At 63.8% G+C, this 17,214-nt stretch carries 16 protein-coding genes; 9 read left to right on the top strand and 7 right to left on the bottom strand.

The window, feature by feature from the left end; all coding sequences use genetic code 11:
- The 3 genes from hpt to dacB are packed head-to-tail and all read right to left on the bottom strand — an operon-like array spanning position 1 to position 2,807.
- Positions 1-588: a hypoxanthine phosphoribosyltransferase gene (gene hpt / locus HMPREF2526_RS05420; protein ID WP_070546265.1), complete on the bottom strand. Its 588-nt coding sequence runs from the start codon at positions 586-588 to the stop codon at positions 1-3.
- Complete coding sequence (gene tilS, locus HMPREF2526_RS05415) at positions 572-1,531, bottom strand: tRNA lysidine(34) synthetase TilS (protein ID WP_083295524.1); 960 nt, start codon at positions 1,529-1,531, stop codon at positions 572-574. Before tilS ends, hpt begins: the two co-directional genes overlap by 17 nt.
- Complete coding sequence (gene dacB, locus HMPREF2526_RS05410; RefSeq protein WP_070511124.1) at positions 1,521-2,807, bottom strand: D-alanyl-D-alanine carboxypeptidase/D-alanyl-D-alanine endopeptidase; 1,287 nt, start codon at positions 2,805-2,807, stop codon at positions 1,521-1,523. Before dacB ends, tilS begins: the two co-directional genes overlap by 11 nt.
- Positions 2,808-2,876: 69 nt before the next feature.
- Here dacB and HMPREF2526_RS05405 point away from each other — a divergent pair, with 69 nt between their 5' ends.
- Entirely contained in the window at positions 2,877-3,350 is a 474-nt protein-coding gene (locus HMPREF2526_RS05405) for an inorganic diphosphatase (RefSeq protein ID WP_070546309.1), read from the top strand.
- A gap of 484 nt (positions 3,351-3,834) precedes the next feature.
- Positions 3,835-4,392 carry an endonuclease domain-containing protein gene (locus HMPREF2526_RS05400; protein ID WP_232745242.1) on the top strand — a complete coding sequence of 186 codons (558 nt, stop codon included), beginning with the start codon at positions 3,835-3,837 and terminating at the stop codon, positions 4,390-4,392.
- Between the two features lie 78 nt (positions 4,393-4,470).
- On the opposite strand, the gene HMPREF2526_RS05395 is transcribed toward HMPREF2526_RS05400, so the two are convergent.
- The 3 genes from HMPREF2526_RS05395 to HMPREF2526_RS05385 are packed head-to-tail and all read right to left on the bottom strand — an operon-like array spanning position 4,471 to position 7,480.
- On the bottom strand, positions 4,471-5,400 hold the full coding sequence (locus tag HMPREF2526_RS05395; protein ID WP_070546261.1) for a S41 family peptidase: 930 nt from the start codon (positions 5,398-5,400) through the stop codon (positions 4,471-4,473).
- On the bottom strand, positions 5,397-6,797 hold the full coding sequence (locus tag HMPREF2526_RS05390; RefSeq protein WP_070546259.1) for an FtsX-like permease family protein: 1,401 nt from the start codon (positions 6,795-6,797) through the stop codon (positions 5,397-5,399). Before HMPREF2526_RS05390 ends, HMPREF2526_RS05395 begins: the two co-directional genes overlap by 4 nt.
- On the bottom strand, positions 6,794-7,480 hold the full coding sequence (locus HMPREF2526_RS05385; protein WP_049154705.1) for an ABC transporter ATP-binding protein: 687 nt from the start codon (positions 7,478-7,480) through the stop codon (positions 6,794-6,796). The genes HMPREF2526_RS05390 and HMPREF2526_RS05385 overlap by 4 nt, the downstream gene beginning before the upstream one ends.
- 98 nt (positions 7,481-7,578) lie before the next feature.
- On the opposite strand from HMPREF2526_RS05385, the gene HMPREF2526_RS05380 reads away from it, so the two are divergent.
- Together HMPREF2526_RS05380 and HMPREF2526_RS05375 are read left to right on the top strand one after the other, a co-directional pair.
- Positions 7,579-8,283, top strand: a complete 705-nt coding sequence (locus tag HMPREF2526_RS05380; protein WP_070516199.1) for a sensor histidine kinase — start codon at positions 7,579-7,581, stop codon at positions 8,281-8,283.
- Between the two features lie 3 nt (positions 8,284-8,286).
- Positions 8,287-8,943, top strand: a complete 657-nt coding sequence (locus tag HMPREF2526_RS05375) for a LuxR C-terminal-related transcriptional regulator (protein WP_012715319.1) — start codon at positions 8,287-8,289, stop codon at positions 8,941-8,943.
- 57 nt (positions 8,944-9,000) lie between these two features.
- Here HMPREF2526_RS05375 and pabB read toward each other — a convergent pair whose 3' ends face one another.
- The gene (gene pabB / locus HMPREF2526_RS05370; protein ID WP_070546257.1) at positions 9,001-11,637 is read right to left on the bottom strand and encodes an aminodeoxychorismate synthase component I; all 2,637 of its coding nucleotides are present in this window, start codon (positions 11,635-11,637) and stop codon (positions 9,001-9,003) included.
- Positions 11,638-11,739: 102 nt separating this feature from the next.
- Between pabB and HMPREF2526_RS05365 the strand changes: the two genes are divergently transcribed.
- Genes HMPREF2526_RS05365 through HMPREF2526_RS05345 form a run of 5 tightly spaced genes read left to right on the top strand, consistent with a single transcriptional unit; the run spans position 11,740 to position 17,193 of the window.
- Entirely contained in the window at positions 11,740-12,042 is a 303-nt protein-coding gene (locus tag HMPREF2526_RS05365; protein ID WP_049154702.1) for a rhodanese-like domain-containing protein, read from the top strand.
- Positions 12,043-12,069: 27 nt separating this feature from the next.
- Positions 12,070-12,330 carry a toxin HicA gene (locus tag HMPREF2526_RS05360; protein ID WP_246819862.1) on the top strand — a complete coding sequence of 87 codons (261 nt, stop codon included), beginning with the start codon at positions 12,070-12,072 and terminating at the stop codon, positions 12,328-12,330.
- 9 nt (positions 12,331-12,339) lie between these two features.
- Entirely contained in the window at positions 12,340-12,669 is a 330-nt protein-coding gene (locus HMPREF2526_RS05355; protein WP_070546253.1) for a type II toxin-antitoxin system HicB family antitoxin, read from the top strand.
- Positions 12,670-12,729: 60 nt separating this feature from the next.
- Complete coding sequence (locus tag HMPREF2526_RS05350; protein WP_070546251.1) at positions 12,730-13,206, top strand: MarR family winged helix-turn-helix transcriptional regulator; 477 nt, start codon at positions 12,730-12,732, stop codon at positions 13,204-13,206.
- Positions 13,207-17,193: a Pls/PosA family non-ribosomal peptide synthetase gene (locus tag HMPREF2526_RS05345; RefSeq protein ID WP_070546249.1), complete on the top strand. Its 3,987-nt coding sequence runs from the start codon at positions 13,207-13,209 to the stop codon at positions 17,191-17,193.
- The last annotated feature ends 21 nt before the right edge of the window (positions 17,194-17,214 follow it).

Here is a 17,214-nt window from a genome sequence, read left to right as displayed (position 1 = left end):
CTAGTCGTTGCTGTATACCGCAGGATCCAGTGTGCCCACATACGGCAGGTCACGGTAGCGCTCCGCAAAATCCAGGCCATAGCCCACGACGAACTCGTTGGGGATATCAAAGCCGACGTCGAAGAGATCCAGCTCCGCCTTGACCACCTCAGGCTTGCGCAGCAGCGTCACCACTTCCAGGGAACGCGGCTGGCGGCCCTGCAGGTTGCGGATGAGCCAGGACAAGGTCAGGCCGGAATCAATGATGTCTTCCACGATGACCACATCGCGGCCCTCAATATCGCGGTCCAGGTCCTTCAGAATCCGCACCACGCCCGAGGAGGAAGCTGAGTTGCCGTAGGAGGAGACCGCCATGAACTCCAGCTGGGACGGAATGGTGAGTTTGCGGGCAAAGTCCGTTAGGAAGAAGACCGCACCCTTAAGCACGCAGACCAGGATGAGGTCATCATCGGTGTTGCTGTATTTCTCGGACACGCGATCCGCCATCTCTTGGATGCGCGCCTGAAGATCGTCTTCGGCGACGAGAACGTTTTTGATGTCCTCTCCATAAGGATGGGCGGGGACGGCTGAATCATAGGTGTCGTGCACGTGAGCGCTCCTTTGCTGACCGAGGCAATAGTGACAGTTTGCCACCAACGCGTGCGACTTCCAACCTTGTACCTTTCTTTTCGCTGCGGACGGCGACAGGGCCTTGGCCATGCCACTGTGTGCACAGGGCATCGATGCCGCGCACCGCCTCGCGCGTCACCTCTACCCCTTCTTCGCGCAGCCACGCGGCGATCGCCCGGCGGCGCTTCGGTTCCGGGAGGGCTGCCAGCTCGGCGCAGTCGGAGGTGGGGGGTGGGCTCAGGAGGGCGTCGTCAAGCGCGGCGTCGTGGGCTGCCTGGGCTAGGGCCGGGACTGGGTCTCCGCCCACGATCTCCTGCAGGCGCGGGAGAATCTCGCGGCGCAGCGCCACGCGCCGGAAAGACGCATCCTGGTTCTGGGGGTCCTGCCAGACCTCCAGCCCCAGCTCCGCGCAGGCGGCCTCGGTCTGGGCGCGGCGCACGCTCAGCAGGGGGCGCACAACGCGCACGCCCTCCACCTCGGAACGCTCGCGCATGCCCGCGACCTTCCCCCGCAGAGCGCCTAGCAGCAGGGTTTCGGCCTGGTCATCGGCGGTATGCGCCACCGCCACCTCTTCCCAGGGCGCGAAGGCACGATACCGGGCGGCGCGGGCTTCGGCCTCCACGGAGCCTTGCTTGCCGACGTCCACCCGCAACACCTCCGCCCCCGCTCCCAAGGCGTGGGCCTGCTCGGCAGCCCGGCGCGCCTGCGCGGCCGAGCCTTCCTGTAAGCCGTGGTCGACGCAGAGCGCTGTCACCTCGTGTCCTTCGGCCACGAGAGCGGCGGTCAGCGCCAAGGAATCGGCCCCGCCGGACAAGCCCACGGCGATGGCGCGTGGCTGCTCACCGACCACGGCGCGGGCGGCGACGCGGCACGCCAAAAAGTTGGGGCTTCTGCGCGGCCAAAAAGGTTTCTTAGAAGTCATGGAGGGCAGCGGCGAGAGCATCTTGGGCTTGGCGGGCGGAGGTGACTTCGCCGTCGTTGACTAAGAAGGCGAAGGCGTACACGCGACCCGACTGGCCCTGGGCGGTGCCGGTCAGCGCGGAGGTTCCCGTGAGGGTGCCGGTTTTGGCGCGAACGTACCCGCGGGCCGGCGAATCGGGGTAGCGCTGGTAGAGCGTGCCCTCACCGCCGGCGAGGGGCAGGTAGCCCAACAGCGGGCGCAGCTCCTCGGTGGCTACGGCCTGGTCCATGATGTGGGCGAGTACGTCGGCGGGGATGCGGTTATCGCGGGACAGGCCGGAACCGTCTTTGAGGGTGATGTCGCTGATGTCGATGCCGTGGCCTTTAAGCACGTCGAGCATGGTTTTCGTGGCGCCCTCGAAACTTGCTTCCGCGCCCTGGCTGACGGCCAGCTCGCGGGCGATGGCCTCCGCCATGACGTTATCGGAATCCTTCACCGCTTCCTGGGCGCGCAAAGCCAACGGCTCAGATTCTGTAGCTGCGATGACCTCGGTGTTCTCGGGCGCTGAGCTCGTGTCCGCCTTGTCGGTTCCCAGGCGGGAGGCCAACGCGCGGGCGACGTCGAGGGCCGGCTCGTGGGAGCGCGGAACGTCGCCGGTCTTCTCCCCAATGCGCCCACCGTAGAGCATGGCCGGCTGGATGGGGGCGACGAAACCGCCGTCAATATTGTCATCATCCCAGCCCGGTGCCTGGTCGGGCCCGGCCCAGATGGACGTGTCGATGGAGACCCGCGTGACGGTATCCATCTTCTGCTGAATCTGTTCCGCCAGCTCATCGAGGCGCTCGTCCGTCAGCCAGACATCGCCGGCGGCCTTGATAACGATCTCGCCCTCGTGCTCACCTGCGACCACTTCGGTGGTCAGGCGCTCTTCTTCGTCGAGCTTGAGCGTAGCCGCGGCGAGGGTGAGGACCTTGGTGGCGGAGGCCGGGGTCAGCGGCTTTGCGGGCTCGCGCTCCCACAGCACGTCCTGGGTGGTGGTGTCGATGATCTGCCCGCCGAAAGTGGCTAGAGCCTTGTCCTTGCCTAGCTCATCCAACCTGGCTTTGAGCGCGGCGGCGTCGATATCACCGGGCTCGACGGGCTGGACCAGTGTTGTGGGTTCTTCCTGTTTATAGGGCTGGCCGTGGTCCAGGTGATCGTAGGTGCGCTGGATTTCTACGCCCAAGGCGGCCGTCGCCGCCACGGCTCCCGCCGTGACGAGGGCCGCAGTACTCCACCAGACATGCTTCGCTTTCATCGCCCTTTAGACTAGCGCGGTAGACTAAGCGGAGCACATGCCAACCTATTAGTTATGGAGGATTCAGCCGTGAGCGTTGAAGTAACCATCGAGATCCCTAAGGGCTCCCGCAACAAGTACGAGATCGACCACGAGACCGGCAAGGTCCACCTCGACCGCTACCTGTTCACCCCGATGGCCTACCCGGCTGACTACGGCTTCATCGACCACACCCTGGGTGAGGACGGCGACCCGCTGGACGCACTGGTCATCCTCCCGGAGCCGGTCTTCCCCGGCGTTGTCGTGGAGGCTCGTGTCCTCGGCGTGTTCAAGATGACCGACGAGGCCGGTGGCGACGACAAGCTGCTCGCCGTCATCGATGACCCACGCTGGGAGCGCTACCAGGACATCGACGATGTGGAGCAGCACATCAAGGATGAGATCGAGCACTTCTTCACCCGCTACAAGGACCTGGAGCCGAACAAGGAAGTTACTGGCTCCGGCTGGGGCGACAAGGCTGAGGCAGAGAAGATCCTCGAAGAGGCTAAGGCTCGCTTCAAGTAAGCCGCCACGGTCCGCACGTTGAGGGACGTTTCGATCAAATAGGGGCCCAAAACCAAGGGTTTGAGAGGCCTTAGTTGATCGAAACGTCCTTTTTCTTTGTCACCGCGACAACTCCTCATTCGTGACGTACGATTCGATCAAATAGGGGGCCGAAAACAGCGGTTTCTGGGGGCTTAATTGTTAGAACCGTACTCATCGGGGGCACATGGAGATTTTCGAGGGACGCGCGGGGACTCGCCGCGCTGCTAACGGCCGAGCAATCAAGATTTGTCGCGGTCTGTACTTATCTGCGGTGCCAACGCCGCGCGAGCTCGCTGAAGTCGTCTCACGGCGTTGGCCGGACTCAGCCTTGGACGGCTATTCCGCAGCTCAGCAATATCTTGGCCAAGAGCTGACCTACCCACTTTATTTTCTGCGCGCAGGAACGATGGCATCGAGCACGTATTTTCGCAGCCGGCGGGCACGGCCTAAGGCGCTGGGCAGCATGAACGGGGTGAACGTCTGCAGCCCGCTGCAATGTATTGAGGCGATGGCGCAGGAGGATGCCGTGGCCTTCATCGAGGCCTTCTTCGCCGGGCCGCACGGGCGCTCGCGCATCGAGACCGAACAGCTGGACTTTCGCCGCCTGCCCAAGCACACGCGTGAGGTGTTGGAAAAGGCCATCGTCGGGGCGGATAGCAAGCCGGAGCGCGACCTCACCCGGGGCCTTGAGCCCCACGCCAAAGTCCGCAACAACGTGCGGATTGGGCCCTACCGCTGGGACTTGGTGCTCGAGGAGCACAAGGTGGCCATCGAGGTGGACGGCTACGCCTATCACAAAGGCGAGAACCGACAACGTTTCGAAATCGACCGCCAAAAGCTGAACGACGCCGTCCAGCGCGGCTATCGGCCCCTCCACTTCACCGCCGCCACGATTGAGCACCACCTTGACGTCGCTGTTCACCAGGTCCTCGCAGTTATCAAAGGGCGGGGCGAGTTCGTCGCCCCGCCCTGGAAGTGGCACCACTACTGGCGGTGGGAGCGCGAGCGTTGGGCAGGCTAGCGTTGCGGCTGAACAGCAGCAACGTGCCGACAACGAACCGGGCTGGCTAACGCTGCGGCTTACTAACACTGCAGCTAACTAACTGCAGCGGGAAGCAAGCCATCCGTCGAGCTCGGATTCGGGTGCATCGGGAGCGATGGGATCCTCGGCGAACTCCTCGCCCGTGCGCGCCTTGTCCTTGGCCGTGGTGAGCATGAGCGAGCGGCCGTCCGGATAGTCCAGGACCACGTTGGCGGAGGCGTAGCCGGCGGTCGGCTTGCCAAAGGTCCGTGTGTTGTCCAGCCCGCGGAAGGCCAGGAGGGTGGCTTCGGCGGAGGAGGCGGTCTCGTCGTCGGTGAGCACGGCGACGGGAATGTTCAGCTTGCCGCCCGACGTGGTGGTGGGCGTGCCACCGCCGGTAACGGAATTACCGTCGATGACCACGTCAGAAGTAGTCATTCGGCTGACGAAGGAGAGGGCGGTGCCATCCGGCAGAAGGGGGCTTAAGCCCGCGTACATCGGGCCCATGTCCCCGCCGTCATTGCCGCGCAGATCCACCACGGCAGCACAGGCCTCCGGGTGAGAGGTCAGACCGTGGGCCAAAGTGTCGGCGTAGGCTTGGCCGTCATCGTGGCGGCCGATGGAGGGCACGGTAGCGCGCAAGACGCCATCGTTGAAGTCAACCGAAGGCTCAGCGCTTTCGGCGGCCTTTTCCTTTTCGGTGCTAAAGACTTTGGAGTGCTTGCCACCGGCAGCGTTGATGGCGGCATCGAGGAGCTCAGCGTTCGTGGGGTCCGCTTTGAAGGCCTCGCGGGCGCGCTGGAATTCTTCGCTCTCGCCATAGATTCCGGAGATCGCGGCAGTATCCACCATCGCAGTGTTGATGCGCTTCTCGCTGGCATTGAAGAGGAAGTAGGGCTTGCCCAGCAGCGCCCCGCCATAGGAGGGGCCGAAGAAATACACGGCCGCGGCCACAGCAACAAGAGCAACGAGAAAGAGTCCGCCGAAGATTTTCAGTACCGTTTTCATTCTTTTCGACCTCCAGTCCGCAGCACGTAGCCGCGCAGGGGTTCAACAAGGACAATGGCAAGCAGCGTGACCAGCCAGCCTATGGCCAAGAAACCGAAGGCCATGAGCAGACGGCCAAGAACGTCGACATCGCTTTGCTCGACACTGGAGAAGAACATCAGTGAGGCGATCCCACCGCCGAAAAGGAAGCCGAAGAAGCTCAATCCCACCACAGGCCCCATGATGGTCAGGGCACCGGAGCGGAACTGGAAACCGCGCGGCACACCCATGAGATCCAGAGAGCGGATGAGTTCCTTGTCTTCGAAGATGCCGGAGACCTGCCCCAGGATGATGGACATGGTGGTCAGCGTGAAGCCGAAGATGAGGGTTAATAAGACGCCTGTGGAGATGTCCTTGAACACCACGTTCATCCCCGGGTCCTCATTGAGAACCATGGCCAAGGCATCAGAGCCTAGGGGCGCGGCAACGAGGAATCCGGCTAGGTAGCCGAAGAAGCCGATGGCAGCACTCCGCTTCCATGCCGGGCGCGCATTGCCCGCTACTCGCTGGCAGGCCACGAAGTGCGCGTTTCCAGGGAAGAGGGACATGATGTACGCGCCGAGCTGCAGGATGAAGGGAGAAATGAGGTTGATGCTCATCACCATGCCGAACATGACCACGATGACCATGGCGGTCGGCGGGCCCGCCTTGCCGGAAAGCAGCACACCACCGATACCCGCGATGATGAGGAAGGCGATGACGCGCCACCAGCGGTAGGCCGCGGGCATCTGGCGCTTGGCGACGCCCAGCGGGCTCACGCGCACGCGCTGCATGCCGACGAGTGCGGCGCCGATGGCCAGCAGGAAGAGCACGCCGGCCACAGCGAGGTAGCCCCACCACGGGAGGAGAATCTCGGATACAGCAATAGAACGCATCTGGAAATCCACCTGCGTAAAGACCGGCGCGATGAGCAGGCTGATAAGCCCACCGAGCACGATGCCGAGGATGGCTTGCAGACCGGTCTCCACGATGGCCATGCGCTCCACCTGGCGGGAGCTCAATCCCAGAAGGCGCAGGGTCGCCAGGCGCTGCTCCCGGCCGGAGGCACCGAGGACGGCGGCTTGGGCTGTGAGGTTAAACAACGCCGGAAGAATGAAGGCGCAGGCCAGCAGAGCCAGGGCAAACCACGGGTAGAGGAAGGCCTCCATCTCGTCGCCGAAAGCCTCCTGCAGAGCGGGTGCAGCCTCCTCAACGTGCTGGGCACGCTCCCAGAACATCCAGGTACCGCCCGCAACCAGGAAGGCGATGGCGGAACCAATGGTCAGGCTCACAATAGCCAGCAAGGAAACAATTCCCGTGCCCGAGCGCGCGCGAATCGATTCGCGCTGCAGGTCAAAGACTAAAGTCGTGGTGTTCATCGGATCACCTCGAGGCGGCGGTCGTCGTGGATGATGCCATCGCGAATCTCCACGCGGCGCTGCATCCAGTCGGCCACCTTCGGGTCGTGCGTGACCATGACCAGGCTGGCGCCCGACTGTCGCACGATGGTGGTCAGCATCTGCATGACCTCGTGGCCCGTGGACTGATCCAGCGCACCGGTCGGCTCATCGGCGAAGACCACGCCCGGGGAAGCCACCAGCGCACGCGCAATGGTCACGCGCTGCGCCTGACCACCAGAAACCTGCGCCGGGCGGCGCTCCGCCAAACCACCCAAGCCCAGCTGGTCCAGCAGCTGCATCGCGCGCTTGCGCGCAGCACCGCGCGAGACCCCGTTGAGCATCGCGGGCAGCGCCACGTTGTCCACGTTGCTCAGCTCCGGAAGCAACTGGCCATCTTGGAAGACGAAGCCGAAGTTGCGCAGGCGGAGGCGGGAGCGGGGGCCGTCGCCAAGCGCGGAGAGCTCGTCATCCCCGTAGCGCACGCTGCCGTGCGTGGGGGTCAGCACGCCGGACATGCAGTGCAACAGCGTGGACTTGCCGGAACCAGACGGCCCCATGACCGCCACGAGCTCGCCCGGTTCAATGTCGAGGGAGATTCCGGCGAGCACCGGGCCGCCGCCGAAATCCTTGGTGATGTCTGTCAGGGAAAGTGTCTGTGCCATGTCTCTCATTTCACCGTCTCGGGCCCTCATAAAGAACAGTCCTAGCGTTGCTCTTTAAGGTAGTGCCAGCACTACCCCTGTAGTCGGTAGCGCCCGTTATGCTGAAAGCCGTGTTCCGAAGAAAACCCCAGCCCACCAACCATGAGCAACAGCAGGCGCAGAAGATTGCACAGCTCACGGCCTCGCGCCGCGCCATCGCGGACGCCTATGAGGTGGAGCGCGCCCGCATCGAGCGCGACTTGCACGACGGCGCGCAGCAATACCTCGTGGCCGCGAGCATGAAGTTGGGGGAGGCTCTTCTCGACGCCCCCTCTGAAATTGCCGAGCTTCTCACCGCTGCCAAGCAGGACGTGGACCGCGGCCTGCACTCCCTGCGCGCCACGGTGCACGGCATCCACCCACAGGTGCTGCAGGATCACGGTTTGGTCGCCGCGCTTGCCGACGTCTCCTCCTCCCACGGCCCCCACGTCAGCGTCTTCGCCCCGCATCCTTTGCCCAAGCTTTCCGCCTCCGTGCTGGCCTGCGGCTACTTCTTCGGCACGGAGGCTTTGACCAACGCGGCCAAGCACGCGCCCGGCGCGCCGGTGTCTGTTTTAGTGATCGCGGATGATTCGCTGCGCATCACCGTGGTGGATGAGGGCCCGGGTGGCGCGCAGGTTGTACAAGGTCACGGCTTGGCGGGGATGGCCGAGCGCCTCGCCGCCTTTGGCGGGGAGATGACGCTGAGCTCTCCCCCGGGCGGGCCCACGAGGCTGGCATGCTCGATTCCACTTCTTCTCGATCGCGGACAGTCAGGAGTTTAAGAAATGAGTTTGAGAATCGTGGTGGCGGATGACTCCGCCATTCTGCGCGAGGGCCTCGCCGGCCTTCTGGAGCGCCGCGGGCATTCAATTGTGGGCCAGGCGGATTCTGCTCCAGCTTTGGAGGCCGTGGTGGATAAGCTGCGCGATGAGCTTCCGGACATCGTCATCACGGACGTGCGCATGCCGCCAGGTATGGGCGATGACGGCTTGAAAGCCGCCGTAAACTTGAGAAATGCATACCCGGGTCTGCCCGTCATGGTGCTCTCCCAGTATGTGGCCCCCGCATATGCGGTGGAACTCTTCGACTCCCCCGATGCCGGCACCGGCTACCTGTTGAAGGACCGCGTCTCCGAGGTACGGGACTTCCTCTCGAGCCTGGACGTGGTGGCCCAGGGCGGCACCGTCATCGACCCCACCGTGGCGCAGGCTCTCATGAGCTCTGGGCGCAGCGGCCTGGGCGAGCTCACCCCGCGCGAGCGCGAGGTCCTCGAGTTGATGTCCCGCGGAAAGTCCAACAAGGACATCGCCGCCGAGCTCGTTTTGTCTTCCGCCGCGGTGGCCAAGCACGTTTCCAACATCTTCACCAAGCTGCGCTTGGACCCCAGCGAAGACAACCGCCGCGTGAAAGCCATTCTGGAGTACCTCTCAGCGCACCGCTAAAGCCCAAGGCAAGCATCAAATGCTGTTGTGAGGCAGCGAAACAGAGCAGACTGCTGTTCATTTGACGCGCGCAATCGTAGCGCGCATGCCGTCTAGCACGCTTCGCCAGTGCTCGAGGCGTGAGTCTTCGGGTGCCGGCCGTGGCTTTCCGTCGAGTTCCACCACCGGGGTAATCCCGTGCAAGGCGTTGAGGGTCCACAACTCCAGCCCCGCAAGATCGGACAGTCCGAGCGTTCTCTTTTCGACGCTCACTTCCTTTCTCACCGCGGCAACCAGCAGAGACTCAGTGACTGACCGCAACCGAGGTGCGTCCATCGTGAGCATCGTGTCTCCATCCCAAGCGATGAGCGCGGCCGTGGTGGTTTCGCAGACGACGCCCTCGTCGGAGATGAGCAAGGTATCGTCCGGCTCACGAAGCTCTGAGAACAGCGCCAGATTCGGCCCCTTGACATGCGGATTTTCCACTGTTGCCGTAGCGCTGTGCAAACGGGTGGTTTTCCGCTGAGTAGGAAGAGGGCGCAACCGAAGTGCGAAACCGCTGGGGCCAGCCTCCAGGCGCGGGAACCACCGGCCTCGGTTGGGCAGGTGTTCCTGGACTGCGTGGAGGAAGGATCGAGGGGAGTCCATCCCCAAGGCCTCTGCACCCGCGGTAAAGCGCTCGCAGTGTAGCTCAAAGCCGCGCACCTGGCCCTCTTCAAGGCGGAAGGAGTCGATGAGCAAGGGCTCGGGAATCGATGGGACGGGAAGAAGGCCACCGGCTTCGAAGCGGTAGCAGTGCTCCCCGGGGAAGGCCTGCCCGCAAAGTTTGAGGAGCGGGGCGGACTTATCCACGATCTCCTGCCACTCGGCATCCGGGTCCGAAAGAGCCAGCACCGCTCCACCAACGCCATAATGCAGTCTCCCGGAATGCAGGACGATGCTGCGGATAGTCATAGCGAAATCAGCGCTGCCATCGCAACCGAGATAGCCGATCGCACCGGAGTACACCCCACGCGGCGCGGCCTCGAGCTCACGGATGATCTCCATGGTGCGGACTTTCGGCGCACCGGTCATAGAGCCACCGGGAAAGGTGGAGCGGAGGACGTCGATAAGCGAGGCATCCGGGCACAACCGAGCAGAAACGGTGGAGACCAACTGGTGCACGGTGGCAAAGCTGCGAACCGCGAAGAGTTCTTCGGCATGCACGGTGCCTGGAATCCCCACACGGGTGAGATCGTTGCGCACTAGGTCAACGATCATGAGGTTTTCCGCGTGATCCTTCGGGTTACTGGCCAGGTCCGCCCGCAGCTGTTCATCGGCGGTGGGGTTGTGGCCACGTGGGCGGGTGCCTTTGATCGGCTCCGAGCAGACGACGCCGCCAGACACTTTAAGGAAGCGTTCCGGGGAGGCGCTAGCCACTGCGAGCTCAGGGAGCACCAACAACGAACGCATCGGCGCGGGCACCTGCTGCCGAAGGCGCTGGTAGAGGGCCAGCGGATCGAGTTCGGCTGCCGCCTCGAGGCTGGTAGTGAGGCAGACTTCGTAGGTCTCACCCGCACTGATGAGCTCTTGAGCGCGGCGGATCTTTTCCTTATAACTGGAGGCGGTATCACGACAGTTCAGCGGGCCAATCGTGCTGGCATCGAGGCGCCGTTGTTGAACAGGTCTGTCGGCGAGTCCTTCAATGAGCCGCCAGGTCTGTGCCAGCCAGGAGGCCGAGGATTTCTCGCAAATCAGTTGCACTCGTTGCCCTTGGATGGCCACCACGCCTGGCGCGCGGAAGAGACCATGAGGGTGGCGTGTGGACAAGCCGCCGAGGGCCTCGTAACCCAGATAGCCGAACACACCTGGAACGCCGAGGCACCCCGCGGGGCGGGAAAAGCGAGGGGGCTCCGCTAGTGCTTCCATTCCCACCATTTCTCCCAACGGTGCAATGATCGAAGTGCCCTCGAACTCTAGCAGCGCCCCTTTGCCGCCTAGGACATCGAAGACGTCGAGGGGGTCGATGGCGAGTAGGCGCTCCTCCACGTGCAGTGGTGGCAGGGGCGCAACTGAGGGGGTGTCGATTTTGACGTCAGGAGATGCCACCTCGTTTGCTTCGGGACAAGCGATAGCCAGGAAGTTCTCGAAGAGCCGGAGACCGTGTTCGCTACAAATCGACTCCGGGTGGTACTGCACGCCCCACCAGCGGCGTTCTTCGCTGCGGCCAGCCATGATGAGGCCATCTGTCGTATGCGCGAGTTCCTTCATACCGGAAGGCAGCTTATCTACCACCAATGAGTGATAGCGCACCACATCGTGACAGGTGGGAATCCCGACATAGAGCGGATCCTCGGAGCAATGTATGGTGCTCACCCGCCCGTGCACAGGCTCTGGGGCCGGAGCGATCCGTGCGCCGAGGTGCTGGGCCATCGCCTGGAAGCCCAGACACACCCCCAGCACCGGCACCGCAGCACGTTTCAACACCTCAGCACAAAAGCCAATGTCCGCTGCACGCTCAGGGGTTCCCGGCCCCGGTGAGAGAACCACCGCGTGGTAGCCAGTCAGCGGCACGGGCTCGGTGTTAGGGGTGACCGTCACCTCAGCACCTAATCGCACCAGGTAGTCCACGATGTTGAAGGTGAAGGAGTCAAAATTATCCACCACGAGCACTCGAGAACCAAAGAAGCGACCCGTGGGGTCTCCGGGGATAAGCGCGACAGCGCTGGAGTTCATCACCTGAATAAGTGTGGCATAAGGGCGCGCCGGGGACGAAAGTGCTGCTCACGCTACGGTGCCCCACCAGCCTCACAACCGCGCCCGCGTAAGCTGGTGCGCATGCAGAACGTACAACCCACCGAAGTACCCGAGAACGCCCAGCTCATCGACGTCCGCGAGGACCACGAGTGGAACACCGAACACGCCCAGGGCGCCACGCACATCCCGATGGGCGAACTAGTTGATCGCATCGACGAGATTGACCCGGACCGCGATATCTACGTCATCTGCCACCTAGGCGGGCGCAGCATGCAGGTCTGCCAGTACCTCGAGCAGGCAAAGGGCTGGGACGTCATCAACGTCGAGGGCGGCACGGATGGTTGGAAAGCACAAGGCTGCCCTATGGTTTACCCAAACCACTAGTGGTACCATTTGCGGTACCATCCAGGTGTGGTTTCAAAGATAGAAAAGATCCTCATCAAGATGCGGACTTCTCGGAATAATGTTCGCTTCTCCGAGCTGCAACTTGTGTGCGATTTCTACTTCGAACGCCAAGAAAGCGCCGGAAAGAAACGGCGCGGAACATCGCACATTGTCTATAAAACCCCATGGCAGGGAGACCCCCGGGTCAATATCCAAGAGGGGCGCAACGGGAAAGCAAAACCCTTCCAGATTCGCCAAGTTTTAGACGCCATCGACCGCCTCAATTAGGAGCAGACCATGAACCTCGCAGACAAATACACCTACCAAACCGCGTGGTCCGAAGAGGATGGAGAGTTCGTTGCCACCGTCCTAGAGTTCCCCTCCTTGTCATGGCTCGACTCCACTGCAGCCACCGCTGAGTCCGAGTTGCGCAGCGTCGTCGAAGAAACCCTAGAAGATATGCAACGCAACAATGAACACATCCCGGAACCATTCGGACAGCGAAGCTACTCGGGGAAGTTCAACCTCCGCATACCTCAGTCACTTCACCGAGACCTGGCCATCGAAGCAGAACGGGAAGGCGTTTCTCTCAACACACTTATTGTGCAGAAGCTAGCCTCAGCCTGAAACTAATGGGCCATAACCCATGATTTAAGTTTGCTACGGTAGGCGCGTAGTATCGTCGGCATGCCTACCTTTAACTCCGTATCGATTCCCACCTCGCTCCTAGAGTCCCCCTCCTTCCAGCTGGAGCGCCTCCGCCGCCGCACCCGCGAGGGCGTCGAGGCCGCACTACAAACGCAGAAGACCACCCTGCGCGAGTACTGGGTTCTCACCTGCCTGGTTGCGGAAGCCGCGTCCTCCCAGTCCGCACTATCGGAAACCTTGGCCATTGACGCTTCCGACATGGTGCGCCTGCTGGATTCACTGGAGTCTCGCAATTGGGTTAAGCGTGAGCGTGACTCCAAGGACCGCCGCCGCCAAATCATTGCCTCCACCAAGAAAGGCGTGAAGGCGCACAAAGAGCTCACCGTTTTGGTAGCGAAGGCCGAGGACGAAGCCCTCGACGCGTCCACCAACAAGCAGCTCAAGCACCTGCGCAAACTGGCCACCGCCATCATCGCGGCGGACACACCTGCCGATACAGAAAGCAGTGATGCTTAAATGACGGAACCCGATAATCTTCCCAGTACAGGGGGCCGCCACGCCCTACACACAGACGAGCCCGAGATCCCAGTAATGCCCGAGGTCCCCGAGCACTATCTCCTTGGTGATGAGGCCGCACCGGCGCGCACCCTCTGGGACATCGTTAAGACCACAGCCGAGCACTTCCCCGAGGCCGCGGCCCTCGACGACGGTGAGATCCTCACCTACGCCGAGCTGCTTGCCGACGTCTCCGCATGGGCCACCGAACTCTACGCCAGCGGTGTGCGTCGCGGCGACCGCATCGGCATCCGCATGACCTCGGGCAAGCGCGAGCTCTACCTGGCTATCCTGGCCACGCTCGCCGCCGGCGCGGCCTACGTGCCCGTCGATGCCGACGACCCCGATGAGCGCGCCGAGATGGTCTTCGGCGAGGCCGATATCGATGGTGTGTTCACCGACGAAGGTTTCCGCATGTTGCGGGAGGGCGGGGCGCGGATGGCGCGCCCCGCGTTCGACGAAAAGGATGGCGGTGGAGATGGCGTCCCCTTCGAGGAACCGCGACCCGAAGACACCGCGTGGATCATCTTCACCTCCGGCTCAACGGGTAAGCCCAAGGGCGTGGCCGTAAGCCACCGCTCCGCGGCCGCCTTCGTTGATGCCGAGGCTGCCCTCTTTTTGGTGGATAGCCCGCACGGTCCGCTCGGTCCGGAGGACCGCGTCCTGGCTGGCCTCTCCGTAGCCTTCGATGCCTCCTGCGAGGAAATGTGGCTGGCCTGGGGCCACGGCGCCTGCTTGGTCCCGGCCCCGCGCTCCCTGGTGCGCTCCGGCATGGACTTAGGTCCCTGGCTGATCCGCCGCGACATCACGGTGGTCTCCACTGTGCCGACCTTGGCCGGCCTCTGGCCCGCCGAGGCCCTGGACAACATCCGCCTCCTCATCGTCGGCGGCGAAGCCTGCTCCCAGGAGCTCACGGACCGCCTGGCCACCGAGGACCGCGAGATGTGGAATACCTACGGCCCCACCGAAGCCACGGTCGTGGCCTGCGCGCAGCGCATGCTGCCGGGCAAGCCCGTGTCGATTGGGCTGCCGCTGAAGGGCTGGGACCTGGTGGTCGTCGACAAGCACGGCGTCCCCGTAAACATCGGTGAGGTAGGCGAACTCGTCATCGGTGGTGTGGGCCTGGCTGCTTACCTGGACCCAGTGAAGGATGCGGAGAAGTACGCGCCGCTGGAGTCCCTGGGCTGGGAGCGCGCCTACCGCACCGGTGACCACGTGCGCCTGGAAGAGGACGGCCTGTATTTTGTGGGCCGCGTCGATGACCAGGTCAAGATTGGTGGCCGCCGCATCGAGCTCGGTGAGGTGGAGGCCAACGTCGCCGCTTTGCCGAACGTGTACAACTCCGCCGTGGCCGTACAGAAGACACCGGGCGGCGAATCCGTACTCGTCGGCTACGTCTCCCTGGATGACCCGGATGCCGGGTTCGACCACGAAGCGGCACACGCCCGCCTAGCGGAGACCATGCCGGCAGCGCTCGTCCCGCGCATCTGCGTCATGGATGAGCTGCCGATTCGAACCTCCGGCAAGGTGGATAAGAAAGCCCTGCCGTGGCCGCTGCCGGGAGTGGGCGTGGAGGCAGACGACCTCAACCCCACCGAGCAGTGGCTGGCGGAGCTGTGGGTGGACACCCTGGGTGTTTCCGTCGAGGACGTCAACGCAGACTTCTTCTCCCTCGGCGGCACCTCGCTGGCCGCGGCGACCTTGGTCGGCCGCATCCGCGAGCGCTTCCCCACCGTGGCCGTACGCGATCTCTACGACCACCCGCGCCTAGGCTCCCTGGCGGAGCAGCTTGCCGGTGCCGAGTCCGTGGAGGACGCCGGGCCCGCACGCGAGGTAAAACCCGTCGGCGCTGGTACACGCGTGGCCCAGACGCTCATCCAAATCCCCGTTATGACGCTGGCTGCCACGACGTGGCTGGCCTGGCTGCTACTGGGCTCCAACCTGGCGAACCTGCTGGGCGTGGAGTGGGCCATGACCACCCCGTGGTGGCTGGTCATCCTTCTCCTCATCATCTTTGTCACCCCCATCGGCCGTATCCCCATCGGTGGTTTCGGCGCGCGACTGATCACCGCCGGCATTAAGCCCGGCGAGTACCCGCGCGGGGGCTCCACGCACCTGCGTATTTGGGCAGCGGAGCGCTGGGCGGATGCTTCTGGTTCGCGCTCGATCGCGGGCGCTACGTGGGTCAACAACTATGCCCGCGCGCTGGGAGTGAAGATGGGCCGCGGAGTGGACCTGCACTCGCTGCCGCCTGTGACGGGTCTGCTGACCTTGGGAAAGCACGCCGCGATTGAGCCCGAGGTCGATCTCTCCGGCTACTGGCTCGACGGCGATATCCTGCACGTCGGCGCCATTGAGGTCAAGGAAGGTGCCCGCGTGGGCGCGCGCTCGACGCTGCTTCCGGGCACCGTCGTGGGCAAAGATGCCCACGTCGAGGCTGGCTCCACCGTCACTGGGCGCAAGAAGATCAAGGACGGCCAGCGCTGGTCCGGCTCGCCTGCCAAGAAGGTGGGCCGCTCCAAGCACCGCTTCCCGTCGCATGCCCCGAAGCGCCGCCCGTGGTGGGTAGCCATCTACGGCGCTACCTCTATCTTGCTGGCCTTCCAGCCCATCGTGGCGCTGGCCGTGGGCGCTGCGGTGGTCGTGGGACTCATTGCGGTGACCGACGGTTCCCCTTACGTCGGCTCTATCTTCTTCGCTCCGCTCGGTGCCCTGGCGGCGTTTGCCACCTTCATGCTGCAAACCTGGCTGGGCGTGCGCATCCTCTCGCTGGGTATCAAGCCCGGTGTGGCACCGGTGCGCTCCGCCAAGGGCTGGCGCCTGTGGGCCATCGAGCGCCTCATGGACGAGGCCCGCACGCAGCTCTTCCCCATCTACGCCTCGCAGCTCACCCCGGCGTGGCTGCGTTCGCTGGGTGCAACGATTGGCAAGGACGTGGAGATTTCCACGGCCGTCATGGTGCCCAAGCTCACCGAGGTCAAGGACGGCGCCTTCTTGGCGGATGACACCATGATCGGCGGCTATGAGCTCGGCGGCGGCTGGATGCTCACGGGTGAGACCAAGGTGGGCAAGCGTTCCTTCGTGGGCAACTCCGGAATCACCGGTCCGGGCCGCAAGCTGTCGAAGAACTCGCTGGTGGCTGTGCTGTCCTCGACGCCAAAGAAGACCAAGTCCGGTGCCAACTGGTGGGGTTCCCCGCCGGAGCGCATGCGCCGCGTGGAGGCCCACGTGGACGGTGTGGAGGGCGAGTCTCTCACCTATAACCCGGGCTTTGGGGTCAAGGCCGCGCGTGGCGCGATTGAGACCATGCGCCTACTGGCGCCGATGACCTCGGCCATGCTGCTGGCGGGCACGTTGGCAACGCTTTACGCGCTTGCCGACGCCCTCGGCATCGCCGCCGCCTGGGCCCTCGGCGGTGTCATCCTCATGGTGGCCGGTGCTATCGCGATGGCGATCACCGTGGCGGTCAAGTGGATCTGCGTGGGCACGCAGACCGCCGGCGACCACCCGCTGTGGTCCGCCTTCGTGTGGCTCAACGAGCTGCAGGACACCTTCGTAGAGGCGGTCGCCGCCCCGTGGTTCTTCACCCACACCTATGGCATGGGTGAGATCAACCAGGGCCTGCGCGCGCTGGGCGTGACGATTGGCCGCGGCGCGTGGATCGATTCTTATTGGTTCCCGGAAACGGACCTGTGCTTCGTGGGCGAAGGCGCGTCCGTCGGCCCCGGCACCGTGGTGCAAACGCACCTCTTCCAGGACCGCGTCATGAGCCTAGATACCGTCACCATCAAGGCCGGCGCCACCCTGGGCTCGCATTCGGTGGCGCTGCCTGCCTCGGTCATCGGCAGCGTGGCCACCGTCGGCCCCGGCTCGCTGGTCATGCGCGGCGACCAAGTCCCGAGCAACTCCGAGTGGCAGGGCAACCCGATTGAGCCCTGGAAACACTAGGTAGGCAAAGAAAGGAGGCGG

The organism is Corynebacterium sp. HMSC070E08, from assembly GCF_001808895.1.
Taxonomy (GTDB): Bacteria; Actinomycetota; Actinomycetes; order Mycobacteriales; family Mycobacteriaceae; genus Corynebacterium; species Corynebacterium hiratae.
Note: the sequence above shows the minus strand (reverse complement) of the source record. Positions and strands in the feature narration are given on the sequence as shown.